An 18,993-nucleotide genomic window follows, 5' to 3' on the forward strand; every position below is an offset into this window, starting at 1 on the left:
AGCTCACCAACAAGTACGCCGAGGGCTATCCCGGCAAGCGCTACTACGGCGGTTGCGAGTACGTCGACGTGGCCGAGCAACTGGCCATCGACCGCGTCAAGCAGCTCTTCGGCGCCGAGGCAGCGAACGTGCAGGCCCACTGCGGCGCCTCGGCCAACGAGGCCGTCATGCTGGCCTTCCTCAAGCCCGGCGACACCATCATGGGCATGAGCCTGGCCGAAGGCGGCCACCTGACCCACGGCATGCCGCTGAACATGAGCGGCAAGTGGTTCAACGTCGTCAGCTACGGCCTGGACGCCAACGAAGTGCTCGACTACGAAGAGATGGAGCGCAAGGCCCACGAGCACCGCCCCAAGCTCATCATCGCGGGCGCCTCCGCCTACTCGCTGCACATCGACTTCGAGCGCTTCGCCAAGGTGGCGCGCGACATCGGCGCCATCTTCATGGTCGACATGGCGCACTACGCCGGCCTGATCGCCGCGGGCGTGTATCCCAACCCCGTGCCGCACGCCGACGTGGTGACCTCCACCACCCACAAGAGCCTGCGCGGCCCGCGCGGCGGCATCATCCTGATGAAGTCGCAGCACGAGAAGGCGATCAACAGCGCCATCTTCCCCGGCCTGCAGGGCGGCCCGCTGATGCATGTGATCGCCGCCAAGGCGGTGGCCTTCAAGGAGGCGCTGACGCCCGAGTTCAAGACTTACCAGCAGCAGGTGGCGAAGAACGCGCAGATCGTCGCCGAGACGCTGACGGCCCGCGGCCTGCGCATCGTCAGCGGCGGCACGCAGAGCCACGTGATGCTGGTCGACCTGCGCGCCAAGGGCATCACCGGCAAGGAAGCCGAGGCGGTGCTGGGCAGCGCGCACATGACCATCAACAAGAACGCGATCCCCAAGGACCCGGAAAAGCCGATGGTCACCAGCGGCGTGCGTGTCGGCACCCCGGCGATGACCACGCGCGGCTTCAGGGACGAGGAAGCGCGCGCCACCGCCCACCTGATCGCCGACGTGCTGGACAACCCGCGCGACGCGGCCAACATCGAGGCGGTGCGCGCCAAGGTCCACGCCCTGACCAGCCGCTTCCCGGTCTACCGCTGACCGACGCCCGAGGCCGTCCGTGAAGTGCCCCTTCTGCGGCCACCCGGAGTCGCAGGTCGTCGAGACCCGCGTCTCCGAGGACGGGGACTTCGTGCGCCGCCGCCGCCAGTGCGGCAGCTGCGACAAGCGATTCACCACCTACGAACGCCCGGACGTCGCGTTCCCGGTGGTGGTCAAGCGCGACGGCAGCCGGGAGGAATTCGACACCCGGAAGGTGCGCGCCTCGATGCGGCTGGCGCTGCGCAAGCGCCCGGTCGGCGTGGCCCGGATCGACGAGGCCCTGCTGCGGATCGAGCAGAAGCTGCTGTCCAGCGGCCTGCGCGAGATCGATTCGCACAAGGTGGGCGAACTGGTGATGCAGGAACTCAAGGGCCTGGATGCCGTCGCCTACGTGCGCTTCGCCTCCGTCTACAAGAGCTTCGAGGACGTGGACGCCTTTCGCAAGCTGTTGAAGGACATTTGAGCGCTTTGGCGTTTAAAAATGTCAATCTCAACGGCACAATTGTGGAATCTCGGTTAACTCACACAAAACCGAACCACTCGTCGGCCGCATGAAGCCGCCGATCGAATAACACTTTCTTGCTCTTTTTTCAGTTCATAGCATGCCGCTTGGCATGAATGAACACCTGCGCCGCGCTCCGGCGAATCCCCCCGGTTCCCCTTCCCGCTCCCGTGGCTTCACGCTCGTCGAGGCCATGGTGGTGATCGCGATCCTGGCTGTCCTCGCAGCCATCGCGGCGCCGAGCTTCCAACGGGTCGTCCAGCGCTACCAGGTGCGCCACGCCATGGGCGACTTCACGGCAGCGCTGTATCTCGCCCGCTCCGAGGCCATCAAGCGCGGCGGCCGCGTGACGATGGCGAAGGCGGCCGCCGCCGGATGCACCGCAGCCGGCGCCAAGGAATGGCACTGCGGCTGGAACGTCTTCGTCGACGCCAACGAAAACGGCGCCCTCGATGACGGCGAAGAGCTTCTGCAGGCATCCGGCCTGCCCCGAGGCGCCTTCGTCTGCGTGAACACCGGCGTCAGCCTCAAGTTCAGCGGCTGGGGCGACCTCGTCGGCCCGACCAGCACCACTGTCCGCATGCGCCCCTTCGACGACTCGGACGACGTCCTCGGCCTGGGTCTGGCGACGGCCATGTCTGCGGCCGGGCGCCTCAAGACCGACCCGGCGGGTCCGGGAGAGGTCAAGGAATGCACGTGAACACCATCCGCCACACCCGCGCCCGCCGCCAGCAAGGCCTGACCCTCCTCGAATCCTTGGTCGCCATCGTCGTCCTCGCACTGGGCGTGCTCGGCATGCTCGGCGTGCAAATGCGCACGCTGGCCGAAACGCAGACCGGCGTGCGCCGCGCGCAGGCCGTGCGCCTGATCGAAGACCTGTCCGAGCGCATCAAGTCCAACCCGCGGGGGCTGGACCAGTTGGAAGACTACGTCGCCGACTGGGACGCCACCGTTGCCGCCGCAACCGACTGCACCAGCGCAGCCTGCACGCCCGCCCAACTCGCGGCCTGGGACCTCAAGGCCTGGCGCGACAGCGTGGCCGAGACGCTGCCGCTCGGCCAGGCGGCCACCTTCGCCTCCTCCGACACCGACGAGGACGGCGCCCGCCGCCTGCTGGGCGTGATGGTCGGCTGGCGCGTCAACGAGCGCGAGACGGACGCCGACAGCACTGACTACACGAAGCACTTCTCCGTCGGCACCACCACGCAGACCTGCCCCCAGGGCCTGATCTGCCACCTCGTCTACATCCAGCCATGAGCCGCTCCTCCTCCCGACGCCAGGCCGGCGTCTCGCTCGTCGAACTGCTGGTGGGCATCGCCATCGGCCTGCTGGTCGTCCTCGCCGCGGTGGGCACCCTGATCGTCTCGCGCGGCGCCACCCGCACCACCGCCGACGTCAGCGCGCTGCAGCAACAGGCCTCGTACGCCCTGCGGATCATCGGCCTGCAGCTGCGCCAGGCCGGCTCGCTGGAACTCCAGCCGACCGCCGGAGCCACCGCCATGACTTTCGGCGACTTCGCCGGCACCGTCATCAGCGGCTCGGACGGCTCGGGCACCGGGCCGGACATCCTCACCGTCAGCAGCCAGCCCTCACTGACGCTGGAGGCGGGCCAGCGCGACTGCATCGGCGACACCAGCACCACCGCGGTCAGCAGCAGGTTCACGCTCAACGACAAAGGCGAACTGACCTGCAAGGGGGCCACCAGTCTGATGCCGCAACCCGTCATCGCCAACGTGGCCGACTTCCAGGTCGCCTACCGCGTCAACACCGGCACCACCGACGCCCCCAAAATCCGCACCTACACCGCGACCGACATGAACGCGGTCCCGGCCCGCTGGGCGCGGGTTTCGGCCATCGAGATCTGCCTCGACCTGATCGGCGAAGAAGCCGTGCCCGACACGGGCGCCACCTACGCCGACTGCCAGGGAGCGACCCCGGCACGCGGCACGCGCACCCACCTGGTGTTCCGCAACGTCTTCGCCGTGCGCCGCCAACCCTTCTTCGAGGTCGCGCTGTGAACATGGCCCCCCTGCCCTCTTCTTCCTCCTCCTCCCGCCAGCGCGGCGTCTCGCTGTTCGTCGTGCTCGTGATGGTGCTGCTGACCACCCTGCTGGTGCTGTGGGGCTCGCGCACTGCGCTGTTCAACGAAATGATCGTCGGCAACGACAGCGACTACCAGCGCGCGCTGGAAGCGGCACAGGCCATGGTGCGCGACGCCGAGTTCGACATCATGGGCACGAGCCCCGACGGCACGCCGTGCGCGACCATCCACGACAACTGCCGCCCTTCGAGCGCCCTGCAGGCCAACCAGGACGTGGCTGGCGGAAAGATCTACTTCCCTCCCCCCAACGACGTCGGCGAACTCGAATTCCTCCAGAGCGCCTTCGCCAGCCTCACCCCCAAATGCAAGGCGGGCATCTGCGCCCAGCCCGTCGGCGGCGACAGCCCCACCGCCAGCGCCTTCTGGCTGCACGAGGACGATTTCGATGCGATGAAGGCGGTTGCCGCCACCTACGGCCTGTACACGGGTGCCAAGTCCGGCGACGCCGGCGGCGAACACAACCCGCTGCTCGCCACCGGCGATGCCGACGCCATCAAGGCCTGGTACTGGGTTGAACCCATCCGCTACCAGAAGGACCCGCTGTCCATCACCTCCGGCGAACTCGCGCCCACAGGTGGCGAGGTCGATGCCAACCCCGTCGGCGTCGTCTACCGCATCACCGCCGTGGCCGACGGCCTCAAGCGCGGCACGCGCGCCGTGATCCAGACCGTCTTCGTGCGAAAGGAACTCGCCGGCTGACGGAAAGCGCTCATGCACGTCCCAGGGAGAAAAGAATGAAGAAGCAACGACGCATCCATCCTGCATCCTCGCTGCGCCGGCGCCCCGCCGCGCTCGCCGCAGCTGCCGCCTTGGGCCTGCCCGCCGCGGTGCTGGCCGCGCCGCTGGCGCTGAGCACGGCACCAGCGGGGACGGGCTACAAGCCGCCCGCGCCGAACGTCATCATTTCCGTTGACGACTCCGGGAGCATGGGCGACAGCGGCATGGCCACCCTGCGTGCTGCCCTGCAAGACACCTTTTCGCCGGCAAATGTGCCGGATGGGACGATCCGGCTTGGATGGCAGTCCATGACCGGGTGCTTCACGATCCCGAGCGGGGGAGACTGTGCAAACCAAAATGGCATCCGCGTACTGGACTCCACGCAGCGCACGCGCTTCATGACCTGGGTCGACACACTTCGCCCCCAAGGGACGACGCCATCTCACCGCATGCTGTTCAATGCCGGACAGTACTATCGACAGCCTCCAAGCGTTGACAGCCCGTGGGCGAGCATTCCGGGGCAACGCCAAGAGCCGATGCTGAGTTGCAGGCGTGCGTACACGGTCTTCATGACCGACGGCGGATGGAACAGCACCGGCGGATGGGGGAACAGCAACACCAGCGCCGCCAACGCCATCGGCAATGCCGATGGGACCAGCCGAACACTGGGCGACGGGTCGACGCTCTACGATACAGGCAGCGACCAGACACGAATCTACAGAGACTCCTTCGGTTCGACCAATCTACCGACACTCGCGGATCTGGCCTTTCATTTCTGGGCCACCGATCTCCAGCCCGGACTGAACAACGACGTATCGCCCAAGAAGGTAATCGACGACGTTCGGACAGTGACCGTTGGATCGAGCAGCGTTGCACTCCAGCCCAAATGGAACCCTCGCAACAATCCTGCCACCTGGCAGCACATGACCACCTACACCGTCGGTTTCAATGCTGCTGCGAACTGGAACGGGACTGTGGCCCGCCCGCTGTTCGGCACGGACACATGGACTGGAAGTTCTTACGATGAACTGGTCCTGGGGCTTCAGCTCTGGACTGATCCCATCAACACACCCAATCAGGCGGAGACGCGCCGAATGCCGGAGTTGTGGCACATGGCGCTCAACAGCCGGGGGAAATTCATTCCCGCGCCCACAGCTGCCGACCTGGCCCCCGCATTCAGAGAAATCCTCGACCACATCGTCAGAGACGACACCAAGCCCGTGACCTCTCTGGCCGTCGGTTCGCACAGCACGCGTGTGGCCGGCTCGGCCTTCGCGGCAAGCTACGACGGCAGCAACTGGACGGGAGGCGTCACCGCTCATGCCATCGCCGCAGGCACCGGCCAAGTCAGCAGCACCGGCGCCTGGGGCACCGTACCGGCCAACGGCTCGCAGCCCGCCAAGCCGAAGTCGACGGCAACGATCATGGACGAGACCTCCTTCTCGCCCACCGATCGCGTGGTGCTTTCCGCCAGCACCACCGTCGCGACCGGCGGCACGACCGCAACCACGCAGGGCATTTCCTGGACATGGAGCCAGTTGAGCGCAGCGCAGCAGGCCGAACTCAACCTCGCCACGCCCGGCGCAACCCCCGATGCCCTCGGCGAGCAGCGCGTGGCCTACATCCGCGGCGACCACAGCCAGGAACAGAACCAGACGCCTGCCGGGCCCTTCCGCACGCGCGCCTCGCGGCATGGCGACATCGTCAACTCCGACGTGTGGTTCACGGCCGGCAAGCCCGATGCGGGCTACACGACCAACGACTACGCCACCTTCGCCGCCAACAACGCCACCCGCCGGCCGATGATCTACGTCGGAGCCAACGACGGCATGCTGCACGGCTTCGACGCCCGGCTGGACACCACCAACGGCGGCAAGGAACTGATCGCCTACATCCCGGAGGGGCTGAATGCGGCTCTGCCCGAACTGTCGCGACCGGGCTACGCGCACCGCTACTACGTCGACGGCTCGCCCTTCACGGCCGACGCCTACATCGGCGGCGCATGGAAGACCTACCTGGCGGGCTTTCCCGGCCTGGGCGGCCGCGGCTACTTCGTGCTGGACGTGACCGATCCGGGGAACTTCTCGGCCGCCAACGCGGCCAGCCTGGTGGTGCTCGACAAGACGGCCGCCGCCACGCTGGACGAGGACGTGGGCCACATCACCGGCAGGCCGGTGACGAACCAGGTGACGCCCTCGCGCGCCACGCAGGTCGCACGCATGAACAACGGGCGCTGGGCCCTGGTGATGGGCAACGGCTACAACAGCGCGAGCGAGAAGGCGGTGCTGCTGGTCCAGTACCTCGACGGCGACAAGGAACTGCTCAAGCTCACCGCCGACAACACGGCCGGCGGCGGCAACGGCCTGGCGCCGCCGCAACTCGTCGACCTCAACGGCGACCGCATTCCGGACGTGGCCTATGCAGGCGACCTCAAGGGCCGGCTGTGGAAGTTCGACCTGAGCCATGCCAGCGCGGCGAACTGGTCCGTGGCCTTCGGCGGCAACCCGTTGTTCACCGCGAAGGACGCCAGCGGCGCGGCGCAGCCGATCACCACGGCGCCCGCCTGGCTGCTCCACCCCAATGGCGGCCTGATGCTGACCTTCGGCACGGGCCGCGAGTTGACCAGCGGCGACCGCACCGACACGCAGAGGCAGACGCTGTATGGCGTGTGGGACAGCACCAAGTACACCTTCGGCACCACCACCAATACGGCGACGAGCTCGACCACCATTTCGTTCGCGGACGGCAACAATGCCGTCGCCGGCCGCTCGGCGCTGGTGCAGCAGAGCGTCAGCGCCGGCTCCACGGCCACCACGGCGGGCAACGAGACCAAGCTGTGGACGGTGTCCTCCAATCCGGTGCCCTACAGCGGCACGGATGCGAAGAAGGGGTGGTACCTCGACCTGCCCGAAACGGCCGAGCGCTCGCTCGACACCGCCAGTTGGCTGTCCGGCCGCCTGTTCACCTTCCCGACGAAGGTGCCCGCAACGGGGAACCAGAACCCCGACGAAGAGACCTGCACCCCGCCCGTGAGCAACGGGAAGAACTTCCTGACCACGATCAACGTCCTGAACGGAGCAGCGCCCAGCTATGCGGTGTATGCGTACGCCAGCGCACCGTCCACGGGCAATCCGTCGCGGGCGGAAGACCCCAGCGGAGGGGCATCGACGGCGATCAAGAAGGGCGGCGAGGACGGCGGGAGCAAGTGCATCGCCGGCCCCGGTGTCCGCTGCGACGACCTCAAGGCCGGCGCCTTCACCAGCCTGCGGGCCACCTGGAGGCAGGCGCGATGAAGCCGCGCCACGCCCGTGCTCGCGCCCGCGGCTTCACCCTGATCGAAGTGATGATCGTGGTCGCGGTGGTCGCCATCCTGGCTGCCATCGCCCTGCCGAGCTACCAGGAATACGTGCGCCGCGGCCACCGGGCCGAAGCGCGCGCCGGGCTGATGCAGGCCGCGCAGTGGCTGGAGCGGGTGGCCACCGCCACCGGCCTGTACCTGACGGACGCCACGGAATTTCCCGGCGAACTGACGAAGGTGAACGGCCAGCGCTACACCATCAGCTACGCCGTCGGCGACGACGGCGCGAGCTACAAGCTGACCGCCACGCCCACCGGCGCCCAGGCCGGCGACAAGTGCGGCAGCTACACGCTGACGCAGGCCGGCGCGCGCGAGGTGGAGGGCGCCACCGCCAGCAAGGACGAGTGCTGGAGCCGATAGCAGGCGGACAGCGCTTCCATGAATGGCTGGAAGAGGGGTGGGCCCAAGAGACTTTTGATGGACCGGCCCGAACCGGTGGCCGCGTAGATCCGCGTGCGGAGGCATTCCGCGCCGGCGCCACGCTCTGCCGCATGACCGAACGCGCGCCGCACCTGGACCGGCTGGTTCGGCTGATTCCACTCGTCGTTCTGCTCGCGCCCCATGGCGCCCATCAGTCGCGCAATCTCACCGGCTGGCGTTGACCCAGTTTTCCACTCCAAGGGCAGGTATGCGCGCGAATTCCGACACGTTGTTGGTCACCAGTACCAAGCCTTCGCTGCGTGCATGGCCGGCGATGTGCAGATCATTCACACCGATAGGCCGGCCCTGTTTCTCCAGGGCTGCGCGAATGGCACCGTAGTGCTGGGCAGCCTTGGGTCCGTAGGGCAGCACATCGAGACGGCTGCAGAAGTCCTCGATGGCGGACAGGTTCTCGCTGACACGGCTGCTTTTCTCCGCGCCATGCAGAAGCTCGGCCAGGGTAATGGACGAGATCGCCATGCGGCCCGCATTGGCATTGAAGACGGGCAGAACCTCGATGGGGCGCCGCTTCAGGACGTAGATGACGATGTTGGTGTCCAGCAGGTAGCGCAGCATCAGAGCGCGTCCCGCTCTGACTGGTGCTGGCTGGCGCGGTCGACCATGAAATCGTCGCTGACGGCAGGACCTTCCAGGAAAAAGCTGTCCCAGGACTGACCGAGCGGCGCGATGATGCGTTCATTGCCTCTGGCGCGCACTGCCACCTTGCGAACGCCTTCGGGCAAGCGCACATCCACAGGGAGCCGCACGGCCTGGGTGCGGTTGTTGATGAAAACAGTACCAATGGACATGCGACGCTCCCCGGGAAAAATGTATATCGCAATGGTATATGGCGTGGCGCGCGGCGTCAAATTCGCAAAAAGTTCGGCGCGGCCCACGGGTCGGCCGGCCTGAGCGAGCGGCCGCGTGGAGCCGCATGCGAGGGCGTTCCGCGCCGGCGCTATGCTGCGCCGCATGATCGAACGCGCGCTGCACCTGGCCCGGCTGGCCCTGCCCGACACCCCTCCGAACCCCGCCGTCGGCTGCGTCCTCGTCGGCACGGACGGCGGCGTGATCGGCGAGGGGCGGACGCAGGCCGTGGGCGGGCCGCACGCGGAGATCATGGCCCTGCGCGACGCCCAGGCGCGCGGCCGCTCGACCGTCGGGGCCACCGCCTACGTCACCCTGGAGCCCTGCGCCCACCACGGCCGCACCGGCCCCTGCTGCGAGGCGTTGGCCGCCGCCGGCATCGCCCGGGTGGTCGCTTCGCTGGAAGACCCGAACCCCCAGGTCGCCGGACAGGGCTTCGCCCGGCTGCGCGCGGCGGGGGTCGAGGTGGCCGTCGGCCCCGGCGCCGCCGAGGCGCGGGAGATCACCATCGGCTTCCTCAGCCGCATGGCGCGCGGCCTGCCCTGGGTGCGCATGAAGGCGGCCGCCTCGCTGGACGGCCGCACGGCCCTGCCCGACGGCACCAGCCAGTGGATCACCGGCGAGGCGGCTCGCGCCGACGGCCATGCCTGGCGCGCCCGCGCCGGCGCGCTGCTCACCGGCGTGGGCACGGTGCTGGAGGACGATCCGCGCCTGGACGTGCGCCACCCGGGCGCCACCCGCCAGCCGCCCCTGGTGGTGGTGGACAGCCGGCTGCAGACGCCGCCCGGCGCCCGCATCTTCGAGGCGCAGCGTCCGGTCTGGATCTATGCGGCCGCCGATGATGCCGCCCGCGCCGCACCGCTGCAGGCGCGCGGCGCCACGGTCAGCGTGCTGCCCAATGCCCGCGGCAAGGTCGACCTGGCCGCGCTGATGACGGACCTGGCGCGCCGCGAGGTCAACGAACTGCACGTCGAGGCCGGCCACAAGCTCAACGGCTCGCTGCTGCGCGAGGGGCTGGTGGACGAGCTGCTGCTGTACCTGGCCCCCAAGCTGCTCGGCGAGGGGATGGGCGTGGCGGAACGGCCCTTCGCCGGCGCCTCGCTGGCGGGGCTGGACGCCGCGCCGGCGTTCGAATTCCACGACGTGGAACGGATCGGGCCCGACCTGCGCCTGGTGGCACGCATCCCGGGCCGCGACGCGTTCGACAATATCAACCGTTCACGCTGAGCTTTGTCGAAGCGCGGCGCGGGGCTTCGACAAGCTCAGCCTGAACGGTTCTTGTCGATTGACGCAAATGCTTGTGAGCCCCAGAGCCGGCGGTCCGCCGTTGCCTCGTGAAACCGTCTCCGGGTTCTCCCGGACGCTTCTCTGCGAAAATCGCCGGCTTATGTTCACCGGCATCATCACCGGCGTGGGGCGCATCGCCGCCGTCCACGACCTCGGCTCCTCCTCCGCCCACGGCAAGCGCCTGGCCATTTCCGCACCGGCGGGCTACCTGGACGATGTCGGCCTGGGCGACAGCATCGCCCTCAACGGCGCGTGCATGACGGTCACCGGCCTCGACCCCGCTGCCGGCCGGTTCACCATCGACATCTCCGCCGAATCGCTCGACAAGACGGCCGGGCTCGACCAGGCGGGCACCGCGCTCAACCTGGAGAAGGCCCTGCGCCCGCAGGACCGCCTGGGCGGCCACATCGTCTCGGGCCACGTGGACGGCATCGGCAGCGTCAGCCGCTTCGCGCCGCACGGCGAGAGCTGGGAGTTGCGCATCCTCGCCCCCGCCGCGCTGGCCCGCTTCCTCGCCTACAAGGGCTCGATCACGGTCAACGGCGTGAGCCTCACCGTCAACACCGTGGCCGACCAGGCCGACGGCTGCGAGATCAGCATCAACCTCATCCCCCACACCGTCGAGCACACTGCGCTGGGCCAGCTCCAGGCCGGCAGCCGCGTCAACCTCGAGGTGGACACCGTCGCCCGCTACGTGGAGCGCATGCTCCTGGCGGGCGTCGTGCCCGGCCGGGCGGCCTGAATTGCACACACCGACCACATGAACGCATCCGTCACCGCCCTGGGCGCCGCAAGGGCCCTCGAACCGGCGCCCATCTCCAGCGTCGAAGAGATCGTCGAGGAGTTGCGCGCCGGCCGCATGGTCATCCTCGTGGACGAGGAGGACCGCGAGAACGAGGGCGACATCGTCATCGCCGCCGACCACATCACGCCACAGGCAATCAACTTCATGGCCCGCCATGCGCGCGGCCTGATCTGCCTGACGCTCTCGCGCGAGATGTGCGAGCGCCTGAACCTGCCGCCGATGGTGGCGCGCAACGGCGCCAAGCACTCGACCGCCTTCACCGTCTCGATCGAGGCGGCCGAGGGCGTGACCACCGGCATCTCGGCCGCCGACCGCGCGCGCACGGTGCAGGCCGCCGTGGCGCCCGACGCCCAGGCCAGCGACCTGGTGCAGCCCGGCCACATCTTCCCGCTGCAGGCGGTGGACGGCGGCGTGCTGGTGCGCGCCGGCCACACCGAGGCCGGCTGCGACCTGGCCGCCATGGCCGGCTGCTCGCCCGCCTCCGTGATCTGCGAGGTGATGAACGAGGACGGCACCATGGCCCGGCTGCCCGACCTGCAGCGCTTCGCCGCCGAGCACGGGCTGAAGATCGGCACCATCGCGGCCCTGATCGAGCACCGCAGCCACACCGAGACGCTGGTGCAGCGCGTGGGCAGGCGCGAGATCCGCACCGCGCACGGCGAGTTCACCCTGTACGCCTTCAAGGATTCGCCCAGCGGCGGCGTGCACCTGGCGCTGGTGCGCGGCACCTGGGGCGCCGACGAGGTGGTGCCCGTGCGCGTGCACGAGCCGCTGTCGGTGCTGGACGCGCTGGAGCTGGAGCGCCCCATGCACTCCTGGAGCCTGGACGCCGCCCTGGCCCACATCGCCGCCGAAGGCCGCGGCGTGGCCGTGCTGCTCAATTGCGGCGAGAGCGCCGCCGAGCTGCTGGCGCAGTTCGAGGGCACCGCCCGCCCCGCCCAGGCGCCCGAACGCGGCCGCATGGACCTGCGCAGCTACGGCGTGGGCGCCCAGATCCTGCGCGAATGCGGCGCGCACCGGATGAAACTCATGGGCACGCCCCGGCGCATGCCCAGCATGGCGGCGGGCTTCGGCCTGGAGATCGCCGGCTATATAGAAAAGAAGGACTAGAAGAGCATGCTTCACGCCAACAAGGGCGCGGCCGGGCCGCTGGACGGGCGCGGCCTGCGCATCGGCATCGTGCAGGCCCGCTTCAACGAGGACATCACCAACGCGCTGGCCGAGGCCTGCCTGGCCGAGCTGCACCGGCTCGGCGTGGCCGACGACGCCATCGACCACCGCACCGTGCCCGGCGCGCTGGAAGTGCCGGTCGCCCTGCAGGCCCTGGCCGCGCGCGGCGGCTACGACGCGCTGATCGCGCTGGGCTGCATCATCCGCGGCGAGACCTATCACTTCGAGCTGGTGGCTAACGAGTCCGGCGCCGGCGTCAGCCGCGTGGCGCTCGACCACCGCCTGCCCGTCGCCAACGCCATCCTCACCACGGAGAACGTGGAGCAGGCCGTCGCCCGGCAGACCGACAAGGGCCGCGACGCGGCGCAGGTGGCGGTGGAGATGGCCACGCTGCTCGGCTCGGTGCGGAGCGCGGCCCGATGAGCGCCGCCCGGCCGCTCCGAAGGCGCTCGCGCCCGCAGTCCGAAGGACGGAGGGCTGTCAAATGAGCGACGCCGCCCCCTCCCACGCGCCGCGCAAGGCAGCGAGCAAGTCCGGCCGCACCCGCGCGCGCGAGTTCGCGCTGCAGGCGCTCTACCAGCACCTGGTCGGGCGCAACCCGGCCACCGACATCGACGTCTTCACGCGCGACCTGTCGGGCTTCCACAAGGCCGATTCGGCGCACTACGACGCGCTGCTGCACGGCTCGATCGCGGAAGGCGCCGAGCTGGATGCGCTGATCGTCCCGCTGCTGGACCGCAAGCTGGAGGAGATCTCCCCCATCGAGCACGCGGTGATGTGGATCGGCGCCTACGAGTTCCGCCACTGCCCGGACGTGCCGTGGCGCGTGGTCATCAACGAGTGCATCGAGCTGGCCAAGAGCTTCGGCGGCACCGACGGTCACAAATACGTCAACGCCGTGCTCAACGGACTGGCGCCCACGCTGCGGGCGGTGGAAGTGGAGGCCGACCGCGCCACCGGAAAGGCCAGGCCCTGATGCGCATCGCCACCCGCGCCGAGCGCATCGAGCCCTTCTACGTGATGGAGGTGGCCAAGGCCGCCTCCGCCCTCGCCCGCGAGGTGGCCGACAGCGAGCGGCCGATGATCTTCCTGAACATCGGCGAGCCCGACTTCACCGCCCCGCCGCTGGTGCAGGAGGCCGCCATGCGCGCGGTGCGCGCCGGCGCCACCCAGTACACCCAGGCCACGGGCCTGCCGCGGCTGCGCGAGCGCATCAGCGGCTGGTATGCCGAGCGCTTCGGCCTCGACGTGCCAGCGCGCCGCATCGTCGTCACGGCCGGCGCCTCTGCGGCCTTGCAGCTCGCCTGCCTGGCGCTGATCGAGGCCGGCGACGAGGTGCTGATGCCGGACCCGAGCTACCCGTGCAACCGCCACTTCGTCAGCGCCGCCGAGGGGCGCGCGGTGATGATTCCCTCGACCGCCGAGGAGCGCTTCCAGCTCAGCGCGGCCAAGGTGGAGGACGCGTGGACCGAGCGCACCCGCGGCGTGCTGCTGGCCTCGCCTTCCAACCCGACCGGCACCTCCATCGCGCCCGACGAGCTGCGGCGCATCCATTCCGTGGTGCAGCAACGCGGCGGCCTCACGCTGATCGACGAGATCTACCTGGGCCTTTCCTACGACGACGCCTTCGGCCAGAGCGCGCTGGCGATCGACGACCAGGTCATCAGCATCAATAGCTTCAGCAAGTACTTCAACATGACCGGCTGGCGCCTGGGCTGGCTGGTGGTGCCCGAGGCGCTGGTGCCGGTGGTCGAGCGCCTGGCGCAGAACCTCTTCATCTGCGCCAGCGCCGTGTCGCAGTACGCCGCCCTGGCCTGCTTCGAGCCGGAGAGCATCGCCGAGTACGAGCGCCGCCGCGGCGAGTTCCGCGCCCGGCGCGACTGGTTCATCCCGCAGCTGCAGGCGCTGGGCCTGCCGGTGCCGGTGGTGCCCGACGGCGCCTTCTACGCCTGGGCCGACTGCACGGCATTCGCCCGCCGGCTGGACGTGACGGCCGCCGACACGAGCTGGGACTTCGCCTTCGAGCTGATGCGCCGCGCCCACATCGCCGTCACGCCGGGCCGCGACTTCGGCACGGCCGACACCGCGCGCTTCGTGCGCTTCTCCACCGCCAGCTCGATGGCGCACCTGGAAGAGGCGGTGCAGCGCCTCAAGGCACTGGGATGAGCTTCCGGCTCCCCATCCGCGTCTACTGGGAAGACACCGATGCCGGCGGCATCGTGTTCTACGCCAACTACCTGAAGTTCATGGAGCGGGCGCGCACCGAATGGCTGCGCAGCCTGGGCGTGGAGCAGCGCGCGCTGCGCGAGCGCACCGGCGGCATGTTCGTGGTGAGCGAGACGCAGCTCAAGTACCACCGCCCGGCCCGGCTCGACGACGAACTGCTGGTCAGCGCCGAGCTGCGCCAGATCGGCCCCGCTTCCGCCGTCATCGCACAGCAGGTGTGCATGAAGGCCGACCCCGCCGTGGTGCTGTGCGAGGGCAGCATCCGCATCGGCTGGGTGGACGGCGAGCGCATGCGCCCGGCGCGCATGCCCGCCGAACTGACGGGAACCCTCGAACCCCATTTGCGCTCCCTACCTGCGGCGGCCCCGCGCAGCCCGATCCGGGCGGCGGCCGCCGCGGGTGCCTAGAGACCCAACCCAATGAACCAAGACTTCTCGATCATCACCCTCATCCTCCACGCCAGCTTCGTGGTGCAGCTGGTCATGCTGCTGCTGGTCGTGGTGTCGGTGGCCAGCTGGGCCGCGATCATCCGCAAGTACTTCGCCCTGCGCCGCATGCGCGCGCTCAACGACGAGTTCGAGCGCGACTTCTGGTCGGGCACCAGCCTGAACGAGCTGTTCGCCTCGGCCGCGCAGAACGCCAAGTTCGCCGGGCCGATGGAGCGCATCTTCGCCTCCGGCATGCGCGAGTACCAGAAGCTGCGCGAGCGCCACATCCACGACGCCGACACGCTGCTCGAAGGCGCCCGCCGCGCCATGCGGGCCAGCTTCCAGCGCGAGCTGGACGCGGCCGAGTCGAACCTGTCCTTCCTGGCCACCGTCGGCTCCGTCAGTCCCTACGTGGGCCTGTTCGGCACGGTGTGGGGGATCATGCACGCCTTCACCGGCCTGGCCAGCATGACGCAGGTGACGCTGGCCACCGTGGCGCCCGGCATCGCCGAGGCGCTGGTGGCCACCGCCATCGGCCTGTTCGCCGCCATCCCGGCGGTGGTGGGCTACAACCGCTTCGCGCGCGAGATCGACAAGGTCGCCATCGCGCTGGAGACCTTCATCGAGGAGTTCTCCAACATCCTGCAGCGCAACCTCTCGGCCGGCAACCCGCAGCAGACGCGCGCCGCCAACATCGCCGCCTCCGGCCACTGAACCCAGCCAGGACACGCCCATGCCCGCCGTCGCCTCCCGCGGCCGAGGACGCCGCACCATCAACGAGATCAACATGGTCCCGTTCATCGACGTGATGCTGGTGCTGCTGATCATCTTCATGGTCACCGCGCCGCTCATCACGCCCAGCGTGATCAACCTGCCCAGCGTGGACCGCGCCAACAAGCAGCCCGACAAGCCGCTGGAGATCACCGTCGACAAGGACGAGGTCGTCCACTTCAAGAAGGACCCGGCCACCGGCTCGGCCGGCCTGGAGATCCCGATGAGCCAGATCGGCAAGGCCGTGAAGGACGCGCAGGGCGGCGACGACCAGCGCCCGGTGGTCATCAGCGCCGACAAGAACGTGAAGTACGAGACCGTGGTCAAGACCATGAACGAGCTCAAGCGCGCCGGCATCGAGCGCGTGGGCCTGTCCGTGCAGACCACCCCTGGCCGCTGACGACGGAGGCGACCGGTTTGCAATCGATGCGCATGTCGCTGCCCCACGAGGGCCCGGAGTTCACCCCGCCGCCGCAGCGCGGCACGGGGCGCGCGCTGCTGCTGGCGCTGATCGCCCACGCGCTGCTGATCGCCGCGCTGACCTGGGGCGTGCGCTGGAAGCGCGACGGCGACGACGACGCCATCGAGGCCGAGATCTGGTCGTCCACCACGCAGCAGGCAGCGCAGCGCACGGCCGTGGCGCCGTCTCCGCCGCCCGCCCCGGCGCCGCGGCCCGCACCGCCGCCGCCCCCTCCTCCGCCCCCCCCGCCCGAGGCCGTGAAGCCGCCGCCCGCCCCGCCGCCGCCGAAGGAGCCGGACATCGCCCTGGAGCGCGAGCGCAAGCTGCGCGAGGAACAGGCCCAGCGCGAACGCGAGCGCCAGCAGCAGCAGGAAAGGCGCCGCCAGGAAGCCGAGCGCAAGGCCGCCCAGGAGAAGAAGGAGGCCGAGGAGCGCAGGCGCGAGGAAGAAGCCGAGCGCCAGAAGGAAAAGGAACAGCAGCGCCTGGCCGAGCAGAAGAAGCGCGAGCAGGCCGAGAAGGCGGCCGCGGCCAAGGCCGCAGCGGAGAAAAAGGCTGCTGCCGAGCGCGCTGCCGCCGCCGAGAAGGCGCGCCAGGACAACATCCGCCGCATGCTGGGGCAGGCCAACGGCGCGGCCAGCGGGCAGGCCGAGGCCAACAGCGGGCCGCGCTCGGGCCAGGGCGCGGGCAGCGGCGGCGTGTCGGCCGGCTACCTGGGCCGCGTGGCGGCGCTGATCAAGCGCAACACGGTGTTCGACCCCAACTCGATCAGCGGCAACCCCGAGGCGCTGATCGAGATCCAGACGGCGCCGGACGGCACCATCGTCGGCACGCCCCGGCTGGTCAAGTCCAGCGGCAACAAGGCCTGGGACGAGGCCGCGCTGCGCGCCGTGCAGCGCACCGAGGTGATGCCGCGCGACACCGACGGCCGCGTGCCCTCGCCCTTCCCGCAGATCGTGATGCGGCCGAAGAACTGAAAGGAAGCATGCCATGCAGTTGAAGCCCCTCGGCCGTTCCGGCCTGCAGGTCTCTCCCCTCGCCTTCGGCGGCAACGTGTTCGGCTGGACGGTGGACGAGGCCGCCTCCTTCCGCCTGCTCGATGCCTGGCTGGACGCCGGCTTCAACTTCATCGACACCGCCGACGTGTACTCGAGCTGGGTGCCGGGCCATGCGGGCGGCGAGTCGGAAACGATCATCGGCAAGTGGCTGCGCGCCAGCGGCAAGCGCGACCGCGTCGTGCTGGCCACCAAGGTGGGCAAGCCGATGGGCGAAGGCAGGAAGGGCCTGAGCCCGCGCTACATCCGCGAGGCGGTGGAGGCCTCGCTCAAGCGCCTGCAGACCGACCGCATCGACCTGTACCAGTCGCACGACGACGACGCCGACACGCCGCTGGAAGAGACGCTGGGCGCCTTCGCCGACCTGATCCGCGCCGGCAAGGTGCGCGCCATCGGCGCATCGAACCACACGGCGCCGCGCCTGGCCGAGGCGCTGGACGTGGCCGAGCGCCTGGGCCTGCCGCGCTACGAGTCGCTGCAGCCGCTGTACAACCTGTACGACCGCGCGGTGTACGAGGAGGCGCTGGAGCCGCTGTGCGTGCAGCGCAACGTGGGCGTCATCAACTTCTATGCGCTGGCGGCGGGCTTCCTCACGGGCAAGTACCGCAGCGAGGCCGATGCCGCCAAGAGCGCGCGCGGCAAGAGCACGACGGCCAAGTACCTGAACCCGCGCGGCCTGCGCATCCTGGCGGCGCTGGACGAGGCCGCCGCGGCCCACGACGGCGCAACGCCGGCGCAGGTCGCGCTGGCATGGCAGATCGCGCGCCCGTCGATCACCGCGCCCATCGCCAGCGCCACCTCGCTGGCGCAACTGGACGAACTGCGCCAAGCCGCCGAACTGCGGCTCGATGCCGCGACCCTCGCGCGGCTGGACGCGGCCAGCGCCGAGGCGGCGCCTACGGCGCCTCCCGCAGCAGCATGAGCGCGAACAGCTCGCTGCGGAAGTGGATGCCCAGCCGGCCGAAGGCACGGTTGCGGTAAGTCTTCACCGTCGGCAGCGCCAGCCCCAGGTCGGCGGCAATGCCTTCCTGCGTCATGCCGCGCAGCAGGCGCAGGCAGACCTCGGCCTCGCGCACCGTCAGCGCGGGGCAGCGCGCCAGCAGGCGCCCGTGCAGGTCCGCCGCATCGGCCTCGGGCGATGCGCCGCGCTGCGTCATCGCCACGTGCTTGCGCGCCAGCGCCATGAGCAGCCGGCCCGCGCTGCCGAAGTCGGCCAGGTGCGCGTCGCCCAGCGGCCGCTGGTGCTGGTGGCGGTAGAAGTTGACGGCGAACAGCGAGCCGTCGCCGGCCGGCTCGTCCTCCACCACCGAGACGCGCTCGACCACGCCGTGCGCCTCGTACACCTTGGCGCGGTGCTCGGGCGGCACCTCGCGCGCGGTGATGTGGCACACGCGCAGGCTGGGCAGGCGCTCGTCGCGCAGCGTGCGGTCGGCGCGGATCGGACCCGACAGGTAGGCGTGCCAGCAGTCGCGGGTGGTGTCGGGCAGGTGCCGGCTGCCGCTGACGAAGATCGCCGGCCGCGGGCCGGTGCGGTAGACGGAGAAGGAGCCCACCGGCAGCGCCTCGCCCAGGGCATCGAGCAGGCGAGTGCCGAAGTCCGTCTCGCCCAGGGCCGGCACCACCTGCGGCATGCGCTCGGCCAGCAGCGCCGGGGCGCCGGCAGGGTCGGGGGTCCAGGTACGCATGGGAGGGAAAGGGAACGAGGGACTGGGGAAAGTCCGTCATCTTCCAG

At 69.8% G+C, this 18,993-nt stretch carries 22 protein-coding genes; 19 read left to right on the top strand and 3 right to left on the bottom strand.

Annotated features, from left to right (window positions below; genetic code table 11):
* The 8 genes from glyA to ACIY1X_RS07020 all read left to right on the top strand — a co-directional run.
* On the top strand, positions 1-1,097 hold a 1,097-nt coding region (gene glyA, locus ACIY1X_RS06985), incomplete at its 5' end, for a serine hydroxymethyltransferase (protein ID WP_399679284.1).
* A gap of 19 nt (positions 1,098-1,116) precedes the next feature.
* Positions 1,117-1,560: a transcriptional regulator NrdR gene (nrdR, locus tag ACIY1X_RS06990; protein ID WP_399679287.1), complete on the top strand. Its 444-nt coding sequence runs from the start codon at positions 1,117-1,119 to the stop codon at positions 1,558-1,560.
* 151 nt (positions 1,561-1,711) lie between these two features.
* A complete protein-coding gene (locus ACIY1X_RS06995) occupies positions 1,712-2,299 on the top strand; it encodes a GspH/FimT family pseudopilin (RefSeq protein WP_399679290.1) in 588 nt (195 codons plus the stop codon).
* Positions 2,290-2,856 carry a type IV pilus modification protein PilV gene (gene pilV / locus ACIY1X_RS07000; RefSeq protein ID WP_399679293.1) on the top strand — a complete coding sequence of 189 codons (567 nt, stop codon included), beginning with the start codon at positions 2,290-2,292 and terminating at the stop codon, positions 2,854-2,856. Before ACIY1X_RS06995 ends, pilV begins: the two co-directional genes overlap by 10 nt.
* Positions 2,853-3,617 carry a PilW family protein gene (locus ACIY1X_RS07005; protein ID WP_399679294.1) on the top strand — a complete coding sequence of 255 codons (765 nt, stop codon included), beginning with the start codon at positions 2,853-2,855 and terminating at the stop codon, positions 3,615-3,617. The genes pilV and ACIY1X_RS07005 overlap by 4 nt, the downstream gene beginning before the upstream one ends.
* 2 nt (positions 3,618-3,619) lie before the next feature.
* Positions 3,620-4,399 carry a PilX N-terminal domain-containing pilus assembly protein gene (locus ACIY1X_RS07010; protein ID WP_399679362.1) on the top strand — a complete coding sequence of 260 codons (780 nt, stop codon included), beginning with the start codon at positions 3,620-3,622 and terminating at the stop codon, positions 4,397-4,399.
* A 35-nt stretch (positions 4,400-4,434) separates the two neighbouring features.
* Positions 4,435-7,710, top strand: coding sequence for a pilus assembly protein (locus ACIY1X_RS07015; RefSeq protein ID WP_399679298.1), 3,276 nt, complete (start codon positions 4,435-4,437; stop codon positions 7,708-7,710).
* Positions 7,707-8,135 (top strand): type IV pilin protein, encoded by a 429-nt coding sequence (locus ACIY1X_RS07020; RefSeq protein WP_399679300.1) that lies wholly within the window; start codon positions 7,707-7,709, stop codon positions 8,133-8,135. The genes ACIY1X_RS07015 and ACIY1X_RS07020 overlap by 4 nt, the downstream gene beginning before the upstream one ends.
* A 225-nt stretch (positions 8,136-8,360) precedes the next feature.
* On the opposite strand, the gene ACIY1X_RS07025 is transcribed toward ACIY1X_RS07020, so the two are convergent.
* Both ACIY1X_RS07025 and vapB read right to left on the bottom strand, forming a co-directional pair.
* Entirely contained in the window at positions 8,361-8,771 is a 411-nt protein-coding gene (locus tag ACIY1X_RS07025; protein ID WP_038218508.1) for a type II toxin-antitoxin system VapC family toxin, read from the bottom strand.
* Positions 8,771-9,004, bottom strand: a complete 234-nt coding sequence (vapB, locus tag ACIY1X_RS07030) for a type II toxin-antitoxin system VapB family antitoxin (protein WP_399679304.1) — start codon at positions 9,002-9,004, stop codon at positions 8,771-8,773. The genes ACIY1X_RS07025 and vapB overlap by 1 nt, the downstream gene beginning before the upstream one ends.
* A gap of 163 nt (positions 9,005-9,167) precedes the next feature.
* Here vapB and ribD point away from each other — a divergent pair, with 163 nt between their 5' ends.
* The 11 genes from ribD (at position 9,168) to ACIY1X_RS07085 (ending at position 18,183) form a co-directional block, all read left to right on the top strand.
* A complete protein-coding gene (gene ribD / locus ACIY1X_RS07035) occupies positions 9,168-10,289 on the top strand; it encodes a bifunctional diaminohydroxyphosphoribosylaminopyrimidine deaminase/5-amino-6-(5-phosphoribosylamino)uracil reductase RibD (protein WP_399679306.1) in 1,122 nt (373 codons plus the stop codon).
* 160 nt (positions 10,290-10,449) lie between these two features.
* Entirely contained in the window at positions 10,450-11,091 is a 642-nt protein-coding gene (locus ACIY1X_RS07040) for a riboflavin synthase (protein WP_399679308.1), read from the top strand.
* 18 nt (positions 11,092-11,109) lie between these two features.
* Entirely contained in the window at positions 11,110-12,264 is a 1,155-nt protein-coding gene (gene ribBA, locus ACIY1X_RS07045) for a bifunctional 3,4-dihydroxy-2-butanone-4-phosphate synthase/GTP cyclohydrolase II (RefSeq protein WP_399679311.1), read from the top strand.
* A gap of 6 nt (positions 12,265-12,270) precedes the next feature.
* Positions 12,271-12,747, top strand: coding sequence for a 6,7-dimethyl-8-ribityllumazine synthase (gene ribH, locus ACIY1X_RS07050; protein ID WP_399679313.1), 477 nt, complete (start codon positions 12,271-12,273; stop codon positions 12,745-12,747).
* 61 nt (positions 12,748-12,808) lie between these two features.
* On the top strand, positions 12,809-13,300 hold the full coding sequence (gene nusB / locus ACIY1X_RS07055) for a transcription antitermination factor NusB (protein ID WP_399679315.1): 492 nt from the start codon (positions 12,809-12,811) through the stop codon (positions 13,298-13,300).
* On the top strand, positions 13,300-14,490 hold the full coding sequence (locus ACIY1X_RS07060; protein ID WP_399679317.1) for a pyridoxal phosphate-dependent aminotransferase: 1,191 nt from the start codon (positions 13,300-13,302) through the stop codon (positions 14,488-14,490). Before nusB ends, ACIY1X_RS07060 begins: the two co-directional genes overlap by 1 nt.
* Complete coding sequence (ybgC, locus tag ACIY1X_RS07065) at positions 14,487-14,957, top strand: tol-pal system-associated acyl-CoA thioesterase (protein ID WP_399679320.1); 471 nt, start codon at positions 14,487-14,489, stop codon at positions 14,955-14,957. The genes ACIY1X_RS07060 and ybgC overlap by 4 nt, the downstream gene beginning before the upstream one ends.
* Before the next feature lie 12 nt (positions 14,958-14,969).
* Entirely contained in the window at positions 14,970-15,692 is a 723-nt protein-coding gene (gene tolQ, locus ACIY1X_RS07070) for a protein TolQ (protein WP_038218488.1), read from the top strand.
* A gap of 19 nt (positions 15,693-15,711) precedes the next feature.
* Complete coding sequence (locus tag ACIY1X_RS07075; protein WP_399679323.1) at positions 15,712-16,149, top strand: ExbD/TolR family protein; 438 nt, start codon at positions 15,712-15,714, stop codon at positions 16,147-16,149.
* A 32-nt stretch (positions 16,150-16,181) separates the two neighbouring features.
* Positions 16,182-17,183, top strand: a complete 1,002-nt coding sequence (tolA, locus tag ACIY1X_RS07080) for a cell envelope integrity protein TolA (protein WP_399679326.1) — start codon at positions 16,182-16,184, stop codon at positions 17,181-17,183.
* Between the two features lie 13 nt (positions 17,184-17,196).
* Positions 17,197-18,183 (top strand): aldo/keto reductase, encoded by a 987-nt coding sequence (locus tag ACIY1X_RS07085; RefSeq protein WP_399679329.1) that lies wholly within the window; start codon positions 17,197-17,199, stop codon positions 18,181-18,183.
* On the opposite strand, the gene ACIY1X_RS07090 is transcribed toward ACIY1X_RS07085, so the two are convergent.
* Positions 18,158-18,946 carry a helix-turn-helix transcriptional regulator gene (locus ACIY1X_RS07090; protein ID WP_245610868.1) on the bottom strand — a complete coding sequence of 263 codons (789 nt, stop codon included), beginning with the start codon at positions 18,944-18,946 and terminating at the stop codon, positions 18,158-18,160. The genes ACIY1X_RS07085 and ACIY1X_RS07090 overlap by 26 nt on opposite strands.
* Between the last annotated feature and the right edge of the window lie 47 nt (positions 18,947-18,993).

Source organism: Xenophilus sp. (assembly GCF_044462705.1).
Classification (GTDB): Bacteria; Pseudomonadota; Gammaproteobacteria; order Burkholderiales; family Burkholderiaceae_C; genus Xenophilus; species Xenophilus azovorans.